A 17,301-nucleotide genomic window follows, 5' to 3' on the forward strand; every position below is an offset into this window, starting at 1 on the left:
ATTGCTTATTATAAAAAAGCTAAAAGTGAAGCGGTTACAGCGACATTGAGAGACTCAACTCCACGCTGCATAGGGATGGCGATGCTTTTATCACACAGATCTTCTACACGCTTGCTGACACCTTCGCTCTCGTTACCCAGTACAAAGATGGTCTTGTTGCTGTAGCTTTGCTCTGTATAAGAGTTTGAAGCGTGTGATGAAAGTGTATAAAGCGATGCACCTTTACTTTGGAAAGACTTGAGCGTCTTGGCAAGGTCGGTCGTTTTAATGATAGGCATTTTGAAAAGTGTCCCTGCACTGGCTTTGATCACCAATGGGGATATCTGTGCCGCACCTTTGGTAGGAAGCAAGATGGCATCCACATTACCCGCTGCACACGAACGGATGATCATCCCCAGGTTCTGAGGGTTCGTGACACCATCCAGTGCAATGATACGATAGGCTTTGTGTGCATCCAGAAAACTCTCTTCGTCACCAAAATGTTCCAGTACGATATCAAGGGCTACACCCTGGTCCTGCTTGGCATTTTTAGAGATACGCGAAAGAGCCTGCTTATCGTGATAGGCTACTTCGATACCTCTTTTTTGGGCGATCTCTTTCATCTGTTCCAGAACAGCAGCATCTTTGTTGGATTTTGAAAAATGGAGTTTATGTATGGTGACAGCTTTATCTTCAAGTGCTTCCATCACGGCATTACGCCCGTATATGGTAAGCACTTTGTCAAAGAAAGCTTTTTTTTCTAGATACTCGGGAGTATCCTCTTTAGAGGTTTTTGGCACGTATTATTCGCCGTTCCAGGCTATTTTAGGTTTTCCATTCTCATTAAACTCAACAGCTGGCATACCCATGATGTTATATCCGGCATCCACATAATGGATCTCTCCGGTTACGCCTGAACTAAGGTCCGAAAGAAGGTACATACCTGAATTTCCTACCTGTTGGATGGTTACATTCTCTTTTAACGGTGAATGTGCGGCATTCCATTTAAGCATAAATGAAAAATCACCTATCCCCGCAGCAGCAAGTGTTTTGATCGGTCCGGCAGAAATAGCATTGACACGGATACCGTCTTTACCAAGATCTTCTGCAAGATACTTTGTAGTCATCTCTAATGCTGCTTTAGCTACACCCATGAGGTTATAGTTAGGGATGTATTTGACACCTCCATAGTAACTGAGTGTCAGTACTGAAGAGTTATCAGAAAGGATCGGCTTTAACTCACGTACTATCTCGATGAGTGAATAGACAGAAATATCCATCGCTACATCAAAGGCTTCTTTAGAAATATCATAAAAACGTCCGCTCAAACCTTCTTTAGGTGCAAAGGCTATAGAGTGTACGATAAAATCTATCTTACCCATGTCTTTTTCAAGTGATTCTTTCAGTGCTTTGATCTCTTCTGGCTTGCTTACATCACAAGGATGGAGTCTTGCTCCACACCCTAGATCTTCTGCGATAGGAGCCAGTTTTTGCTCAAATCTTTCATTTAAAAAAGTAATGGCCATTTCAGCACCCTGCTCTTGACAAGCTTTTGCGATACCATATGCGATAGACTTTTTGTTAGCGATGCCTAAAATGACACCTTTTTTACCCTTCATTATCATATAATGCTCCCAAGAAATTAATGGAGTAATTTTACCATTATTGCGTTAAAATGTAGAACTATATTTATTATAAATTGAGGCAATAGATGAAAAAAATACTTATTATGAGTACAGGTGGCACATTTAACAAGATTTATGACCCGATCAAGGGTGAATTTATCATAGATGTAGAGTCACAAGCCTTGAATGAGATCGCCAAAAAATGGCTGTGTGAATTTAAAATAGTGAATATCATAGGCAAAGACAGTCTTGACATGACCAACCACGACAGACTCGAACTCCTGGCAACGATCAGTCAATCTGAGTATCATCATATACTTATCGTACACGGAACAGATACTATGGAGCTCACAGCTGAATATCTGGCAGATGCAGAACTGGAGAAATGTATTGTCCTCACAGGGGCTATGGTTCCCTACAGTGTGGACCCGGTAGAAGCCACTGCCAATCTCTGTTCAGCCTATGGATATATCAGTGCTTTGAATAAAGAAGGTGTTTTTGTCGCTATGAACGGCGTTATGGGAACGTATGAGCATATAAAGAAAGATAGGATCAAAGGGAAATTTACCACACTTTAACGAGAGCAGTATGTTTATCCTTCATTAAATTTAAACTGCTATGATTAAATAAAAGCATAAGGTTAACATTTTATGGAAAAAGAATTTGATGGAGTTTCACTACTACGCAGCATACGCATTCTGCTCTTGATCCTGATCACTTTGTTGGCGCTTTTTGTGTTTTTACCAATCATTGAAAATATATGGGCTTCCATGCACTCAGAACCAAGATCTGTGACTGCAAGAGGCGAACTTTCACCTACAGAAAAAACCAATATCGAGATCTTTCAGCAATCCAGTCCGTCAGTGGTTTACATCACAACACTTGAAGATACGCTCAACCTTTGGACACGTGACATTACCCGTATACCCCGAGGTACAGGGTCAGGCTTTATATGGGACAGGCAGGGACATATCATTACCAATTATCATGTATTGCAAGGTGCCTCTGCTGTAAGAATACGGCTCAGTGACCAGCGTACTTTTAATGCCACACTCATCGGAGCAAGTCCAGAGCATGATCTGGCTGTTTTACGTATACCTATGACGACCAATATGCCAAAACCTCTTTCTATCGGTACGAGTCATGACCTGCAGGTCGGCCAGATCACTTATGCTATAGGCAATCCATTCGGGCTTGATCAGACACTCACTACAGGTGTAGTCTCAGCCCTCAATCGTAGTCTGCGCAATAACTATGGTTCGTCTATTGAGGATCTTATTCAAACGGATGCAGCCATTAATCCGGGAAATTCAGGTGGTCCGCTGCTTGATAGTGCCGGTAGACTGATCGGTATCAATACTGCTATGTTCAGTCTCTCTGGCACCTATGCAGGTATCGGTTTTGCTGTACCGGTTGATACAGTGAATCGTATCGTACCGCAGATCATTCAAGAAGGTCACTACCAAAGACCGAAACTGGGTATCACGATCAATGAAAGCCTCAATAAAGAGATCACCAAAGAGCTGGGTATCTCTGGTGTTGCCGTCATAGAGGTGCAACCAAACTCAGCCGCAGAGAGATCCGGTCTTAACGGGGTCATCATAAAAAACAATACTATCGTATCAGGGGATGTGATCGTCGGGATAGACCAACATAAGGTAGAGAATACAAAAATGCTTCTCTCTACGCTAGAAAAATATCATATCGGTGACACAGTAGAGGTAAAATTTGTTAGGAACGATCAAGTAAGAGAAGTATCTCTTACCCTGGAATAAAGTTTTTTCTTAACTGTGGTTATCTACGGTTGGAGGAATGATCTCTCCTGAAGCTTGCATACTGAGTGCTTCTGGATATTTTTTATAGTGTTTGCGTACTGCTTGGGCTAAAGCTTTTTTAGTTTTTTCATCTACAGGTGTCGGCATTTCATTCGGTAAAGCTTTAAGCAGTGCCTGAACTAAAATGTCTTGAGGTGGAGGCATTTTTTCTACCCAGCTTTCCAAGATATCTCTGCTCACATGAGAAGGGATAGAACCCATGATACCTACATCATTCTGATCATGTACAAGAAGCCCTGATGTGGTACCTCTATCCAGTGTAAGTACCTGGAAAAGATAGAGTGTATGATACGCCAGTTGTTCTTCTTTTTCTTCCTCTGTAAAAGTAGGATAGTCAATTAATTTTTTCGAAACAATTTCAATATATTTGTCTATCACTCTTTCGCCTACTTCTAATACAAATGCTTTATCTTCTTCAAAATTTCCGCTATTGTAACCTTCAAGATAATAATGGCTTACACCACGATGTCGTCCCAGTACCGGGATATAAAAATATCTGTCACCCTGTGCAGCACCCTCTTCGTAAAGTTCACCTGTGACTTTTTTGAGCATTTCAGAAAAACGCTTTTTATCTGCATCAGATTCACCTATGATCGAAGGGTTTAGATCAGCCATGACACGCCAATATCCTTCTCCGTCTCGCATCTGTGTCCAAGAGATGTGCATATGCATAGAAGGTGCATGGGGATTACGCGGGTGTATGATAGTAGAGATCGCAGTGGCTGAACCTAACTTTTTACTCTTGTCATCATCATAGTGTACTTGGGAAACATTGACCGAACCTCTGTCAAATACAACAGAGTCTCTGGCTTCATAACGTACACCTCCACCATGTTTACCTCCGTCACGTCCCCATGTCACAGCTTCACATGACTTGCCTTCTCCAAACTGTAAAGCAATAGAGTTTAGTTTTGAGACAAAATAAGCCTGCAATCCGTCTACAAGAGTATAGGCTTCTTTTGCTTGAGGTGACTTTGCAGGGATGTTCATAGATATTGGCCTTTATTTTTTATAGCATTATATCATAGTAATTTTTATTTCATTTCGTTACAATACCCACATAATAATTTATAAGAAAGAGGTACAATGAAACGACATTTTATAGTAACGGTATTAGTTGCATTAGGATTCTCTGGATGTACAAGTTCTATAGATCATCTCATAGAACCAAAGAAACCAGTCCAACCGACTCAGCAAATGCAAGCAGCACAGGTACAGGACTATTATGAAGAGCCTACTCCTGAAAAAAAAGAGGCGTATGAAAAGACTATGAGAAAAATAGCCTCAGGTATACAAGATGATCCTAATTATCAGAGACTTGCTCTTAATACATCTGAAAAAAAAGAGTGGTTTAAAAAGTTGACGTACAGACTATGGGACAGACAGATCACTCGACAGCAATTTATTGCAGAGGGCCTAAAAAGATATCCGAATCATGGATATGAACTGAATTTTATTGTCAGAGGATTTACCTTTAATTAAACCTCTGCTACGCATAAAGAATCGGGTCTACACTTCCCGCTTCTTCAAAACCTTTTAATCTCAATCTACAGCTGTCACAAACACCACAAGCCTTCTCTTCGGATTTATAGCAACTCCATGTATCTTTCAATGGCACATTAAGCTCTAAAGACTTTTGAACTATCTGACTTTTTTTCAAAGCCACCAATGGCATTTTTATCTCTAAGTTTGTTTCATCTTTTGTACCAAGATTGATCGCTTTTTGCATTTGTTCTATATAACTCTCACGACAATCAGGGTAGCCTGAACTGTCTTCTTCTACCACACCGATAAAGAGTGCCTGTGCACCATGTTTCTCAGCCACAGCAGCCGCTATAGAAAGAAAAATACCGTTTCTGAACGGCACATAGGTCACAGGGACACCCTCTTCCAACCCTCCGGTCGGTACATCGATCTTTTGATCTGTCAATGCAGAAGCACCTATCTGTTCAAAAAAAGGCAGATCGATCTCATACTTTTCAGATGCATTCACTGCCGATGCAACCTTCCGGAAGCATTCAAGTTCTTTCTCCTGTGTACGTTGTCCATAGTTAAAATGCAAAGCGATAATTTCATACCCCTCATTTTCCGCCATTTTAGCGCTCAAAGCACTGTCCATGCCTCCGGAAATAATACATACCGCTTTTTTCATAAAATTGTCTCCTTTTCACAGAGCAAAGCCCCGTGAAAATTGACCGAAGGGAATGCCTCCGGTGCCTTTCACTAAAGAATTGCTTTCACTCAGGAATCTTTATAAGTATTCTAAATTTTACTGCCATTTTACCAAGATTTGGGTAAACTTCGAGCATGATAGACTTAGATAATCAAACATCACTGGCAGTTGATTTGGAAGCATTGGAGAAGATAGCAGCATCTCTTTCTGACAAAGAAGTAGAGCTGATCATCACCGATGATGAAACCATACAGGAACTCAATGCAGAGCATAGAGGGAAGAACAACACAACAGATGTACTCTCGTTCCCTATGGAGGCACCTTTTACAGAACAATCTATATTTGGTATGCCCTTAGGTTCTATCATTATTGCAGAGTCATTTGTAAAAGATAAAGCAGCAGTATTTGGACACAGCATACAGGATGAACTCTCACTTTTGTTCATCCATGGTATGCTTCATCTGCTGGGCTTTGACCATGAGAATGATGATGGTGAAATGAGAGCAAGAGAAAAAGAGCTCATAGAACAGTTTGACTTACCAAAAAGTTTAATCGTAAGAACAGAGGAGTATTAATTTGAGTTTTGTTATTTTTGTTATCGCCATGGGGGTATTGATATGGGGTGCGGACCTGCTTATTGATCAGAGTGAACGCATCGCGTTAAAGTTCAATATACCGGAATTCATCATCGGTGCAACGCTCATAGCACTTGGTACTTCCTTACCTGAAATGGCAGCAAGTATCGCTGCAAGTCTCAGCAATAAACCTGATATAGCCATAGCCAACGTGATAGGAAGCAATATACTGAATATCACCCTTGTATTGGCCTCTGTTTTTCTTATAGCCACAAAGATCAATCCAAGCAGAGACTTTTTTGCCAAGGACAGTACCTGGGCACTGGTACCGGTATTGGTCTTTATATTGATGATACTTGATGGTATGATCACAAGATTCGATGCTGCGCTGCTCTTACTTTTAATGGGTGCCTACCTTCTCTTTCTTCTTCAAGATGCCAAAAATATGCCTGAAGAGGATTTTGAGGACCTTGATATAGGTACGTTCTCCTGGCCGAAAAGCATACCTATACTCTTAGGAGGATTTGTTCTTGTCATCGTTGGTGCACATTTTACCGTAGAAAGTGCTTCAGACATCGCTAAAAGCTTTGGGATCTCAGAGTGGATTATAGGTATTATCATGGTTTCATTAGGTACATCATTGCCGGAATTGGTTGTAAGTATCTCTGCAGCGGCCAAAGGAAAAGTGGATATGGCCATAGGAAACATCATCGGTTCCAATATGGCAAACACGACTGTGGTCCTTGGTGCGGCAGCCTTCACAAAACCTATGAGCATAGATGCACCTGCATATATCTTTGATATCGCTACCATGATCGTTGCAACGCTTATTCTTGTATTTATTACAGCAAACAAACTTTACACCAAATCAGCAGGTATCAGCCTCATCATTCTTTTAGGACTCTTTTTAGATAATACTTTACAAAGCATGTAACGTATTATCTTGAGCTGTTATTACCCACCTCTTCTGTAGCTGCTTCTCCTGTAGAAAAGTATCCTTCCCGGTAAAGCCATTTGTAGATATCTGCCACGATAGGACCTGCCGTACTACCACCATGACCTCCATGTTCAACCAGTACTGTGACAATGTATTTAGGATCTTCATACGGAGCATAGGTCGTGATCCAGGCATGTGAACGATGATAATAGGCTAACTCTTCCTCTTTCAGACGTTTCTGCGTAGATTGAGGGATGGAAGTGACTTGTGAGGTACCTGTTTTACCGGCAACAACAATAGGCAGTTTACTCATGGTTCTATATGCCGTTCCGCCTCTTACATTACATACATCATACATCCCTTTTCGAATCTCGTTCAAATAGTAAGTGTTAAAATTCAAAGACTTTAATTCAGGCTCAATTCTCTTACCATCTACTTCCCTTGCAATAAATGGCTTAGCAAGTGATGAAGTAGCGATCATACCTGTATAACGTGCTACCTGTAAAGGTGTGACCAGGTCGTATCCCTGTCCTATGGCTGAGATGACTGTCTCACCCATATACCATGGCTGTTTATAACGTTTCATCTTCCATGCTTTATCTGGTATAACACCTGAATATTCACGAGGCAGATCCACACCTGTTCTTACACCCAGACCAAACGTACGCAGATGTTTTGCCATCGCATTAATACCCACTTTTAAACTTTTGTTGTAAAAATAGACATCACAACTCTCTCGTATCGCTTTTCTCAGATCTACTTTACCATGCCCCCATCGTGACCAACATCTAAACTTATGTTTACTCGTACCCAGTGTGATATGTCCATTACAATATTCTTCTGCACCAAGTGAATTAGGCAGCGCTTTAGAAAATGCCAAGGCCATACCCATTTTAATCGTTGAGCCCGGGGGATAGGTTCCGTGTATAAATTTGTTGGTAAAAGGATGAGCGAGATCATCCTGTAAGGCATTCCAATCTTTAAAACTGATACCTCCCACAAAAAGATTAGGGTCATACGAAGGATAACTGACTGCAGATAACACTTCACCATTGGTTCGCATGACAATGGCTACACCCGTCGCATCTCCAAAACGTTCATAGATCATCTTTTGGAGCTCTATATCTATATTGAGACGTATATTTTTATTGTCCTTTGGAAGTTTTTTTTCAAGTACTTCTATGGCTTTGTTCGTTGCAGTGACTTTACTGATCTCATAACCTAGTTCACCCTCGAGTACTTTATTATAAAAGCGTTCTAAACCACTCTTACCTATTTTTCCCACTTCATTGGCCACCGGGTCTTTTTCATTTTCTTTTTTATTGGATCTTCCTGTATAGCCGACGATATGCGCTGCATACTTTCCATAAGGATAGTAACGCTTTGTTTCAGCTTCTATTTTAATATTATCTATTAAACTTAACTTTGGATAGGCACCCATCATATCTGAGTAATGTATAAAATCAACGACCTTTATATAGTTATGATTATAAGGTGAATTGTGTTTTTTATAGACTTTGAGCATCACTGTTTTATTGAGATCTGGAAACGTTTCAAGCAGTGTATCGATGACATTTTCCAGCTGATGGTTCTTTACTTTTAAGTGTGGTGCAATAGAGAGTGAAAATCCGATCTGGTTCATGGCTAAGAGGTTTCCACGGACATCTGTTATCTCCCCTCTTACAGGTTTGATAAACTGTTTTCTTTCTATATTCTCTTTTGCTAATCCCTCATAGTAAAAATTGGATTTAATACTGACATGATAGAGTCGTGTGATCATTACACCCCAAAAGATAAGGAAAACCAATACGATAAACTTATATCTCATAAGATCACCACCACCAACATATCTACTATAAGTGTATAGAGTAATATTTCATCTAAAATAATACTCTGGGTCTGAAAGATAAAATCATAAGAAAACAGGCACCCCAGATACATAAGATCTAAAAAAAGTACACTTAAAAGTGCTCTACATATGGTACATCTTCGGAAATGTTTTAAAGACGGATAGACAAGTATATAAAACAATAAAGAAGAGATCACTGTAAGAAAGATCGGCAACGAAAGATTGACTTCCAAATTTACCATATAGACGATAGCAAGTAAAATAAAGGATGCTTTTTCTCTCTCTAATCCCTGGACCAACATATACCCCATAGCACCTATCAAGAGAGGTAAAAAAACATAAATAGAGATAAGCATAGGATAAACAAAGATAAATATACTGGCGAATAACCAAAAAAAGAGGCCATGCTGGGCTTTTGTTACATGATCCATAAAAAACTCAGATTAAGCTAATTTGTAGACCAAGGCTACTTCATTACAAATTGGGAAATGAATACACTTAATACAATCCGCCCAGATCTTATGTTCAGGTATCACCTCTTTATCGATCTCTTTAAAGTTTAAGTTTAGGAAGAACTGGGGAAGATAGGTTAAAACGAGTACATCCTCTTCTACCCCTAGATTTTTAGCTTCATCCAGTGTAAACTGTACCATTCTCTGACCTATATTTTGTCTACGATAGGCTTCAGCTACGATAAGACTTCTTATCTCTGCTAATCTTCTAGAGTGTATATGCAAGGCTGTATATCCAACAAGTTTGTCACCATCTTTTGCCAAAACATAGGAGCGTATATTGGTTGCCACTTCATCTTCTGTACGATTCAGAATGATTCCGTCTTTTACTTCAGAGACAACCAATGCCTGCATTGCAGGGATATCACTCAATTTTGCTTTTACAAGTTCGATCACTCTTTTTCCTCATTCTCTTGTACGGTATCACTCTTACTTTTGGCTTCATCCTCTACACCGAAAATTGTTTGCAGTATGATTTGATGTACTCTGTCATGGCCATTCTTTTTCAAGTTTGAGAGTGTGATAGAACCGGGAAATTCTCTTTTGAGCTTTGCTCTCTCTTTTTGATTGAGTTTATCGATCTTCGTAAATACTGTCAGGTATTTCTGATCAGGACGAATAAATTCAGAGATATAGTGTTCAACATCATCATCTATCTTGGCATGAGGATGGCGGGCATCACGAAGATGGATAAAAAGACGTATAGAGACACGATGTTGAATAAATTCGACAAGGTTCTTCTGCCAAACTTCTTTTAGTGACTTGGAGACTTTTGCATACCCGAACCCCGGTAGATCTACAAAACGTACAGGGTAACTCTGTTCGTTGTACAGATATCTCGTTTCAAAAAAGTTGATCAGTTGTGTTTTCCCTGGTGTAGCTGAACTTTTGGCCAAGTTCTTTCTTTGTGTTAATGAATTAAGTGTGGAACTTTTACCTACATTTGAACGTCCCAAAAAAACCACTTCACTCATATTTTCAGGTAAAGAATCAGCAATACTTTGTGCTGATTTAATAAATTCTGCTTCTACTACACGAGGTATACTCACTCTTTATCCTCCATATCAAAAATAAATTTCACAGGTTTTTTATTACTCCCCTGAACATCTACACTTCCCGTAGACATGTCAAGCATGATCTCATCACCATCTACATGTCTTTTCTTGACCACATCATCTATCACTGCTTTTCCTTTTAAAACATAAAGTGATTTAACCATATCATATATCACTTTATCGGCACTGCCTTTGAAATGTTTTTCATCCTTTTTAAACTCAAAAGAGACTGATCCTATAGCTTCATATTTACTTGTTTCATTATTGTCACCAAAGTAGACGATGACTCTATCCGCATGCAGCCAGTCACCACCTTTGATTATTTTCGCATCACCTATAAAATGTACTTCTTTTTTTAACTCTTCTGCCTCCATAGAGGTAGAGGTTATTTTGACCTTTTCTGCAAAAAGCGCCTGTGTTAACATAAGTACAAGTATTATTTTCAAAAAATTCAAACTAACCCTTTGCAATCTATTTAGTTAAACATTGTACCATGATATTACTTGTCTGGTGTATAAAATACTGTACCTACAGTCGTACCTGTAGCCTTTTTTTTACGTATATCATACTCCATACTTTCTCCCTCAATGATATTTTGCCCCTTCACACCGGTAAAAGGTGATGTAATATGCAAAATTTCAGTTTTTTTATTGTAAACAGCATGTTCTGTTTTATACGTATAGCCATCTTTCTCCCGTAGAATAACATTACCATCCAAGTAAAGTAAGTCACCGTTAAATTTAGCTTTATTGGAAGAAAGAGACTCTACTTTGTCACTTAAATAAACGACGTCATCTAATGTTAAAACATTTTTGTCCATCACACCATGCGTAGCATATACCCGACTTTTAATGTTGTCTGTATCTACTTCTATCACAGTGGTATTGGTAAATTCAACTTCTTTGGTCAATGCTTTAGTTGGTGCCGGCGTATTACGTAATTTTAGCATGAGAGATCCTGCTATGATCCCGACGATCGCAATGGTCAATACATATTCTAATTTTATTCCCATAGCTCCAGATACTTCTTTTCAAGACCTTCTTTAACGATGAGATGTTCTATCATTTCACGTACAGCACCATCTCCACCTCTTTTAGAAAGCACTACAGTAGCGATCTTATCTACATAAGCACTTGCATCTCTTGGAACAAATGAAATTTTGGCTGCTTTTAACATTGTCAGATCATTAAGATCATCCCCTATGGCTGCCACATTCTCCATCGTGAGGTCAAGCTTTTCCAAGAGTGATTCCAAAACCTCTTTTTTATTATCTATCCCCTGATAAAAGTGTTCTATATGTAACTCTTTTGCACGTCGTGCTACAATCGATGAAGATCTTCCCGTAATGATAGCTACCTGCTTACCAAGTTTTCTCCATGAAGCGATAGCCAAACCATCTTTCACGTTAAAAGACTTGATCTCATCACCTTGTTCACTGTAAGTGATATGACTGTTCGTCATCGTACCGTCTACATCTAGTACAACCAATTCAATACTCACAGTACACCCTTTGTACTTGGAATACCAGCATTTTCATTCACAGTGACCGCTCTACGAAGCGCCACAGCAAGTGCTTTAAATGCACCCTCAATAATGTGATGTTTGTTTTTACCACGGTTATAGATAAGGTGAAGTGTTAAAGGAAGATTAAAAGCAAACGCTTTAAAGAACTCTTCCACAAGCTCCACATCGAAGTTCCCTACTTTACCACCGATAGGAAGTTCAAATACAAGATACCCACGGTTAGACAGATCTATGTCGCAGGTGATACTTGCCTCATCCATCACCACCGTTGCATTACCGAAACGCTCTATACTCTGTACAGGGTAGATCGCTTTTTTAAGTGCCTGACCTATAACGATACCCACATCCTCAACCGTATGGTGGTCATCTATATGTGTATCTCCCGTACAATGCACGTCCATATCTATATGTGCATGTTTTGTAAATGCTTCGAGCATATGGTCATAAAAGCCCACACCAGTGTTGATGTTTGCTTTCCCTGAACCGTAAAGGTTGAGTTTGACTGAAATTTGTGTCTCTTTGGTTTCTCTTGTTACTTCTATCATCTTTCTTCCTATATTGATTAATTTCTTACGATAAATGCGCCTTCTAAGTCATTATGCGCTTTAAAGTCCCTCGCTTCTTCTTCAGACCTGAATCCCATGAGCCATACGCGGTTTAGCGGTCCCCCATTTATATCATCAAAACGTCTTATGATGGTATTATAGCGTCTATAGATAGCGCTGTATTTTCTTTGATATGCTTTGGCACCCTGATAGCGTCTAAATGCACCCACTTGCACACCGAAATTAGAGAGCACCATACGTTGTTGCGTATGCTCTCTTTTCTGTCTAGCTATCGCTGCAGGTGACTCAACTTTTCCTGCAAATCCGACCACCTCTAGAGACACTTTAGCGATCCCCATTTTATCCAGTCCCAGCTCTTTACCCGCAGTATAACTACAGTCGATGACCCGGCCTCTCACAAAAGGTCCTCTGTCATTAATTCGTACGATCGTGCTTTTACCATTGACAAGGTTATTGACTTTTACCATCGTATCCATAGGCCATGTTTTGTGTGCTGCGGTTCTTGCATGCATATTATAGACTTCACCGTTACTTGTCTGTTTACCATGGAAATTAGGTCCATACCAACTTGAGATCCCATGCATGACCTGTCCCACTTCTACATATGTTGGATTGTAACGTTTGCCCAAGACCTTATAGGAACGCATGGTAGCTTTATGTCTCGCCGCACTTGTATATTTTGTGGATTTAGCCCCTTTAGGTTCCGGTCCACACCCTGTAAAAAGAGTACTAGCCCCTAAAATAATGATCAATAATATTGGGGATGTAAGTCTCTTCATAGTACCTCGGTGATGCATTTATATTTAGGGAGATATTATCACTTTATTTGACTTTGTTTTTGCTTGATATACTAATAGTTACAATGCTCTGTGATAATCATTTTTAAAGCTTCTATATCTAGCGGTTTCACGGCATAATCATCCATACCTTTAGCCATATATTTTGCTTTGTCTCCTGAGGAAGTATTTGCAGTTAGTGCAATGATAGGGACATGTTTCAAATGATGTTCTGCTTCATGGCCTAAAATATGCATACAGGCTTCGACACCATCCATAACAGGCATTTCGATATCCATAAATATAATGTCATAGGCATTTTTTACAGCCATATCAACAGCTTCATTCCCATCATTCACCACAGTCACCTCTAAACCAAGGTTTTCCAAAATGATCTTTATGAGTTTACAGTTGATCTTATTGTCATCTGCGACCAGTGCATGAAGTCCTTGAAACTGTTCGGTATTTTCTACAGTATCTGAGGTCAGTATTTTTTCTTTCTTTTGCTCACTTGCATTCGTTAAAATTCTGATCGTTTTTGCCAGGCTGATAGGCGTCAGAACCACATCAGTAAAATGATGTTGTTTGGGATTTATACGTGCTCTTAAACTCCCATTTGTCAAAAGTACAGATTTGCACTCCAAAGCAGCACACTGTTCCAATTCACCTGGCAACCTCGCATAGTGATGATCAAATATCATAATATCAGGTAAAGCTGCAGGTTTGTCAGATTCAAAAATCTCTTCATAATAGTAGAATGAAAATGCTGCACCCAAGTGTTGTATATAGGTTTGGAGATTGGTATCTAACTGACGGTTGATACTCTTTACAGGAAGGGCAAGACCTACAGAAAGATCAGAAAAATCTGTATAGACACTAGGTTCATGGTCTTTGTTTTTTTCCAATGGTAAGGTAAAGAAGAAAGTCGTTCCTTCATTTTCTTTACTTTCAACTTCAAGTTCTCCACCCATAAGCTGAACCATTTTACGTGATATGGTAAGCCCAAGTCCCGTGCCGCCATATTTACGACTTGTGCTTGCTGTAGCCTGTCCATAAGCTTCAAAAATCGTCTTTTGTTGTTCTTCACTCAGACCGATACCGCTATCACTCACAGAAAACTTTAACTCTACATGATCTTTGTCACTGCTTACACCTTCAACAAAAAGATTGATCCTACCATAAGCATCCGTGAATTTAATGGCATTCCCTATAAGATTTGTCAATATTTGAGATAGTTTTGTAGGGTCTCCCATGACATAAGGTGATGAAGTCGGATCGACCAACACACCGAACTCAATATCTTTTTGATCTGACATTTGTGCAAAAGATGCCACGGTCAGATCGATGGTCTCGAATAAATGAAAAGGTATATGTTCGATCTCCATTTTTTCTGCATTCATTTTAGAAAGGTCCAAAACATCATTCACTATAGCTATAAGATTGTTAGATGAATTTTCGATCAAAGAGATGAACTCATTCTGGTCTTCTGTGGTCTCCATCTGTTTAAGCAGTTTTGTAAACCCTATAATACCATTGAGCGGGGTACGAATTTCGTGAGACATGGTAGATAAGAATTGACTTTTTGCCTCGGCTTCCTCTTCAATTTCTTTTCCCCTTTCCTGTAAAAGAGAAAAAATATGAGTAATATAACTATAAATTTCTTCTCTTTGTTGTATATTTATCCCCTTGTCATCATCTGCTAAATGATTGATACTATCTAGTACAGAAACAAGTGCTCTGTTTTCTCTTTTTTCTTTACGATGAGCAAACCATACATATCCTATGGACAACAGACTCAACACTACGATCACCAACAAAGAGATAAAAAGCCCTGGATCAGTAGCATCGAACTTTTCCCATTCTCTATAACTCCAATAACTACTAAGCATCAACAATAAAACAAGAGGTACTATACGGATAGACATATCTGGCAGATTTTTTTTCAACATTTCTTCCCTTTTATATATAATGCAAATATAATATATTATTATTTTAACATATTATCAAATATTTTCTTCTTTACCGGAATCACTAGCAAACTATCTAAGACAAGAAAATCATTTTTTAAATGATTAGTAGTGATGATCTCCTCTGCATCTACTTCATATAATGCAGCAATACTTTCGACAGTTTCTCCAAGTGCGACATTGTGAGAGATCATATGTGACTTAAAGACTTTCTTTTTGTCAGGTAACTGGTATCGTAAGTAAAAAGCATACACCTTTTCTATAGGAATCGTGATCTTGTAAGTGGATTTCTCTTGAGGTACCCTACCCTCTTTTAAACTTTTGTTCAGACTTAAAAGTGTTTCTTCCTTCATTTTTAATAAGCTTGCAATCTCTTTTAGTGGTGTTCCGGGAAGTACATTTACCTGTATGAGAGTATTTTCCAGCATATCATCTGTGTTATTGCTAAAGCCTAAAGTGGAATTTTCACCTATCATAGCAAGAAGAAGGATTTTCTTCATATACTGACGTGTTTCATGAGGCAGATATTTCAAATTTCCATCAATCAAAACACTTAATTCATCTGTTCTAGCACGTTTAATGGCCCTGCTTACACAGCCTTCTCCACAATTGTAGGCCATTGCTGATAAATACCATTTGCCAAACTGTTTATGAAGTGTATTGAGATAATCTATCGCTGCAGATGTAGCATTGACAGGATCACACCGTTCATCATAGCTCTGGCATACAGTCAAATTATACTCTTTTGCCGTTGCAGGCATGAACTGCCATAGACCTACAGCTTTTTTAGGAGAAACTGCATCTGTGGAAAACCCGGATTCTACCATAGAAAGATAGATAAACAGATCACTCACACCATCCTCTACAAGAAGTCCCTGCATTGTTGGCAATAACTCTTTACCTCTAAGTAAGGAACGCTTGTAAAATGATTTTAACTTCTTTTCATTTTTTGAGACAAAAGAGATAAACTCTTCATTATACAGATAAGATTCATCTACATCAAATTCATGAAATACATATGTATAGCTGGGGTACTTATGTTCCAATGAGATTGCATAAACGGAACTTACACATAGAGTATAGAAAAATAAAATACTTTTAAAATATCTTATCGTTCTATGCATATAGATCAGAACCTAAAAAGTCTTTGGGCATTTTGTGTACTTAACGTTTCGATCTCATTTCTGCTGATCGAAGAGAGTTCAGACATTTTATCTGCTACAAGGGTCGTATAACTAGGCTCATTTCTTTCACCACGATGAGGATGAGGCGTGAGATACGGTGCATCTGTTTCTATCACCAATTTATCTTGAGGAATTTTAGGATAGACATTGATCAGTTTTCTGGCATTTTTAAATGTCAATACGCCACCTATACCATAATAGAAATTCTTTTTAGCAAGTTTGAGCAAAGACTCATCGGCATTATAACAGTGTAATACACCTCCCTCTTCACCTGCATATTCATCAAGCAAAGCCAGACAATCCGCACTGGATTCTCTTACATGGACGATCAGTGGCTTTTTCAGCTCTTTTGCCCAAAGTATCTGATCTATAAAAACCTCTTTTTGCAATTTTTTCTCTATTTCAATTTCATCTTCTGACTCTGGCAATCTGAAATAGTCCAACCCGCATTCACCAATTGCAACACATTTTGGATGCGTCACATAAGGTTCCAAATACGTTCTGTCATATGCACGGGCATCATAAGGGTGCACCCCCACAGCAAAATAAATATTTTCATGTTGTTCAGCCAGCTCAACTGCCCTCTGCAATGTTTTAGGATCCGCCCCTGGTATAATGAACTTTTCTACACCTTTTTGTCTGGCATTTTCCAAAACCTGCTCTATATCGTCATTATACCGTTCATCATCCAAATGACAATGTGTATCTACTAACATACCTATACCCTGTATTTTTGTTACATTA

Annotated in this window: 21 protein-coding genes; 5 read left to right on the forward strand and 16 right to left on the reverse strand. The window is 39.0% G+C overall.

Annotation, left to right across the window (positions count from 1 at the left end):
* Positions 1-8: 8 nt before the first annotated feature.
* Together rlmB and fabI are read right to left on the reverse strand one after the other, a co-directional pair.
* Positions 9-779 carry a 23S rRNA (guanosine(2251)-2'-O)-methyltransferase RlmB gene (gene rlmB, locus LDM93_RS04570; protein WP_223890916.1) on the reverse strand — a complete coding sequence of 257 codons (771 nt, stop codon included), beginning with the start codon at positions 777-779 and terminating at the stop codon, positions 9-11.
* A gap of 3 nt (positions 780-782) precedes the next feature.
* Positions 783-1,604, reverse strand: coding sequence for an enoyl-ACP reductase FabI (fabI, locus tag LDM93_RS04575; protein WP_223890917.1), 822 nt, complete (start codon positions 1,602-1,604; stop codon positions 783-785).
* Between the two features lie 86 nt (positions 1,605-1,690).
* Here fabI and LDM93_RS04580 point away from each other — a divergent pair, with 86 nt between their 5' ends.
* Together LDM93_RS04580 and LDM93_RS04585 are read left to right on the forward strand one after the other, a co-directional pair.
* Positions 1,691-2,182: an asparaginase domain-containing protein gene (locus LDM93_RS04580; RefSeq protein ID WP_223890918.1), complete on the forward strand. Its 492-nt coding sequence runs from the start codon at positions 1,691-1,693 to the stop codon at positions 2,180-2,182.
* Between the two features lie 72 nt (positions 2,183-2,254).
* A complete protein-coding gene (locus LDM93_RS04585) occupies positions 2,255-3,379 on the forward strand; it encodes a S1C family serine protease (protein ID WP_223890919.1) in 1,125 nt (374 codons plus the stop codon).
* Positions 3,380-3,388: 9 nt separating this feature from the next.
* On the opposite strand, the gene LDM93_RS04590 is transcribed toward LDM93_RS04585, so the two are convergent.
* On the reverse strand, positions 3,389-4,429 hold the full coding sequence (locus LDM93_RS04590; RefSeq protein ID WP_223890920.1) for a coproporphyrinogen III oxidase: 1,041 nt from the start codon (positions 4,427-4,429) through the stop codon (positions 3,389-3,391).
* Positions 4,430-4,525: 96 nt separating this feature from the next.
* On the opposite strand from LDM93_RS04590, the gene LDM93_RS04595 reads away from it, so the two are divergent.
* The gene (locus LDM93_RS04595; protein WP_223890921.1) at positions 4,526-4,921 is read left to right on the forward strand and encodes a hypothetical protein; all 396 of its coding nucleotides are present in this window, start codon (positions 4,526-4,528) and stop codon (positions 4,919-4,921) included.
* A gap of 7 nt (positions 4,922-4,928) precedes the next feature.
* Here the strand turns inward: LDM93_RS04595 and queC are convergent, their stop codons facing one another.
* A complete protein-coding gene (gene queC / locus LDM93_RS04600; protein ID WP_223890923.1) occupies positions 4,929-5,591 on the reverse strand; it encodes a 7-cyano-7-deazaguanine synthase QueC in 663 nt (220 codons plus the stop codon).
* A 155-nt stretch (positions 5,592-5,746) separates the two neighbouring features.
* Between queC and ybeY the strand changes: the two genes are divergently transcribed.
* Both ybeY and LDM93_RS04610 read left to right on the forward strand, forming a co-directional pair.
* Positions 5,747-6,187 carry an rRNA maturation RNase YbeY gene (gene ybeY, locus LDM93_RS04605; RefSeq protein WP_223890924.1) on the forward strand — a complete coding sequence of 147 codons (441 nt, stop codon included), beginning with the start codon at positions 5,747-5,749 and terminating at the stop codon, positions 6,185-6,187.
* Position 6,188: 1 nt separating this feature from the next.
* The gene (locus tag LDM93_RS04610; RefSeq protein WP_223890925.1) at positions 6,189-7,121 is read left to right on the forward strand and encodes a calcium/sodium antiporter; all 933 of its coding nucleotides are present in this window, start codon (positions 6,189-6,191) and stop codon (positions 7,119-7,121) included.
* Between the two features lie 4 nt (positions 7,122-7,125).
* On the opposite strand, the gene mrdA is transcribed toward LDM93_RS04610, so the two are convergent.
* The 12 genes from mrdA to LDM93_RS04670 form a co-directional block, all read right to left on the reverse strand.
* A complete protein-coding gene (mrdA, locus tag LDM93_RS04615) occupies positions 7,126-8,952 on the reverse strand; it encodes a penicillin-binding protein 2 (RefSeq protein WP_223890926.1) in 1,827 nt (608 codons plus the stop codon).
* Positions 8,949-9,404: a hypothetical protein gene (locus tag LDM93_RS04620; RefSeq protein ID WP_223890927.1), complete on the reverse strand. Its 456-nt coding sequence runs from the start codon at positions 9,402-9,404 to the stop codon at positions 8,949-8,951. Before LDM93_RS04620 ends, mrdA begins: the two co-directional genes overlap by 4 nt.
* Positions 9,405-9,416: 12 nt before the next feature.
* Positions 9,417-9,881: an N-acetyltransferase gene (locus tag LDM93_RS04625; protein ID WP_223890928.1), complete on the reverse strand. Its 465-nt coding sequence runs from the start codon at positions 9,879-9,881 to the stop codon at positions 9,417-9,419.
* Positions 9,878-10,534: a ribosome biogenesis GTP-binding protein YihA/YsxC gene (yihA, locus tag LDM93_RS04630; protein WP_223890929.1), complete on the reverse strand. Its 657-nt coding sequence runs from the start codon at positions 10,532-10,534 to the stop codon at positions 9,878-9,880. Before yihA ends, LDM93_RS04625 begins: the two co-directional genes overlap by 4 nt.
* Entirely contained in the window at positions 10,531-10,995 is a 465-nt protein-coding gene (lptA, locus tag LDM93_RS04635) for a lipopolysaccharide transport periplasmic protein LptA (protein ID WP_223890930.1), read from the reverse strand. Before lptA ends, yihA begins: the two co-directional genes overlap by 4 nt.
* Before the next feature lie 44 nt (positions 10,996-11,039).
* Entirely contained in the window at positions 11,040-11,552 is a 513-nt protein-coding gene (gene lptC, locus LDM93_RS04640) for an LPS export ABC transporter periplasmic protein LptC (protein ID WP_223890932.1), read from the reverse strand.
* Positions 11,543-12,040 (reverse strand): HAD family hydrolase, encoded by a 498-nt coding sequence (locus tag LDM93_RS04645; protein ID WP_223890933.1) that lies wholly within the window; start codon positions 12,038-12,040, stop codon positions 11,543-11,545. The genes lptC and LDM93_RS04645 overlap by 10 nt, the downstream gene beginning before the upstream one ends.
* Positions 12,037-12,609: an imidazoleglycerol-phosphate dehydratase HisB gene (hisB, locus tag LDM93_RS04650; RefSeq protein WP_223890935.1), complete on the reverse strand. Its 573-nt coding sequence runs from the start codon at positions 12,607-12,609 to the stop codon at positions 12,037-12,039. The genes LDM93_RS04645 and hisB overlap by 4 nt, the downstream gene beginning before the upstream one ends.
* A 17-nt stretch (positions 12,610-12,626) precedes the next feature.
* Positions 12,627-13,409 (reverse strand): septal ring lytic transglycosylase RlpA family protein, encoded by a 783-nt coding sequence (locus LDM93_RS04655; RefSeq protein WP_223890936.1) that lies wholly within the window; start codon positions 13,407-13,409, stop codon positions 12,627-12,629.
* A 71-nt stretch (positions 13,410-13,480) separates the two neighbouring features.
* The gene (locus LDM93_RS04660; protein ID WP_223890938.1) at positions 13,481-15,355 is read right to left on the reverse strand and encodes an ATP-binding protein; all 1,875 of its coding nucleotides are present in this window, start codon (positions 15,353-15,355) and stop codon (positions 13,481-13,483) included.
* A gap of 38 nt (positions 15,356-15,393) precedes the next feature.
* On the reverse strand, positions 15,394-16,419 hold the full coding sequence (locus tag LDM93_RS04665; protein WP_223890939.1) for a lytic transglycosylase domain-containing protein: 1,026 nt from the start codon (positions 16,417-16,419) through the stop codon (positions 15,394-15,396).
* An 83-nt stretch (positions 16,420-16,502) separates the two neighbouring features.
* Entirely contained in the window at positions 16,503-17,273 is a 771-nt protein-coding gene (locus tag LDM93_RS04670; protein ID WP_223890940.1) for a TatD family hydrolase, read from the reverse strand.
* Positions 17,274-17,301: the final 28 nt, after the last annotated feature.

It is taken from the genome of Sulfurovum sp. TSL6 (assembly GCF_019972115.1).
GTDB lineage: Bacteria > Campylobacterota > Campylobacteria > Campylobacterales > Sulfurovaceae > Sulfurovum.

Excerpts from the sequence above, each read along its gene's own strand:
- fabI (WP_223890917.1), bottom strand. The coding sequence starts at position 1,604 with ATGATAATGAAGGGTAAAAAAGGTGTCATTTTAGGCATCGCTAACAAA.
- LDM93_RS04655 (WP_223890936.1), bottom strand. The coding sequence starts at position 13,409 with ATGAAGAGACTTACATCCCCAATATTATTGATCATTATTTTAGGGGCT.
- LDM93_RS04590 (WP_223890920.1), bottom strand. The coding sequence starts at position 4,429 with ATGAACATCCCTGCAAAGTCACCTCAAGCAAAAGAAGCCTATACTCTT.
- mrdA (WP_223890926.1), bottom strand. The coding sequence starts at position 8,952 with ATGAGATATAAGTTTATCGTATTGGTTTTCCTTATCTTTTGGGGTGTA.
- LDM93_RS04670 (WP_223890940.1), bottom strand. The coding sequence starts at position 17,273 with ATGTTAGTAGATACACATTGTCATTTGGATGATGAACGGTATAATGAC.
- queC (WP_223890923.1), bottom strand. The coding sequence starts at position 5,591 with ATGAAAAAAGCGGTATGTATTATTTCCGGAGGCATGGACAGTGCTTTG.
- LDM93_RS04660 (WP_223890938.1), bottom strand. The coding sequence starts at position 15,355 with ATGTTGAAAAAAAATCTGCCAGATATGTCTATCCGTATAGTACCTCTT.
- LDM93_RS04585 (WP_223890919.1), top strand. The coding sequence starts at position 2,255 with ATGGAAAAAGAATTTGATGGAGTTTCACTACTACGCAGCATACGCATT.
- LDM93_RS04595 (WP_223890921.1), top strand. The coding sequence starts at position 4,526 with ATGAAACGACATTTTATAGTAACGGTATTAGTTGCATTAGGATTCTCT.
- LDM93_RS04580 (WP_223890918.1), top strand. The coding sequence starts at position 1,691 with ATGAAAAAAATACTTATTATGAGTACAGGTGGCACATTTAACAAGATT.
- ybeY (WP_223890924.1), top strand. The coding sequence starts at position 5,747 with ATGATAGACTTAGATAATCAAACATCACTGGCAGTTGATTTGGAAGCA.
- LDM93_RS04620 (WP_223890927.1), bottom strand. The coding sequence starts at position 9,404 with ATGGATCATGTAACAAAAGCCCAGCATGGCCTCTTTTTTTGGTTATTC.
- lptC (WP_223890932.1), bottom strand. The coding sequence starts at position 11,552 with ATGGGAATAAAATTAGAATATGTATTGACCATTGCGATCGTCGGGATC.
- hisB (WP_223890935.1), bottom strand. The coding sequence starts at position 12,609 with ATGATAGAAGTAACAAGAGAAACCAAAGAGACACAAATTTCAGTCAAA.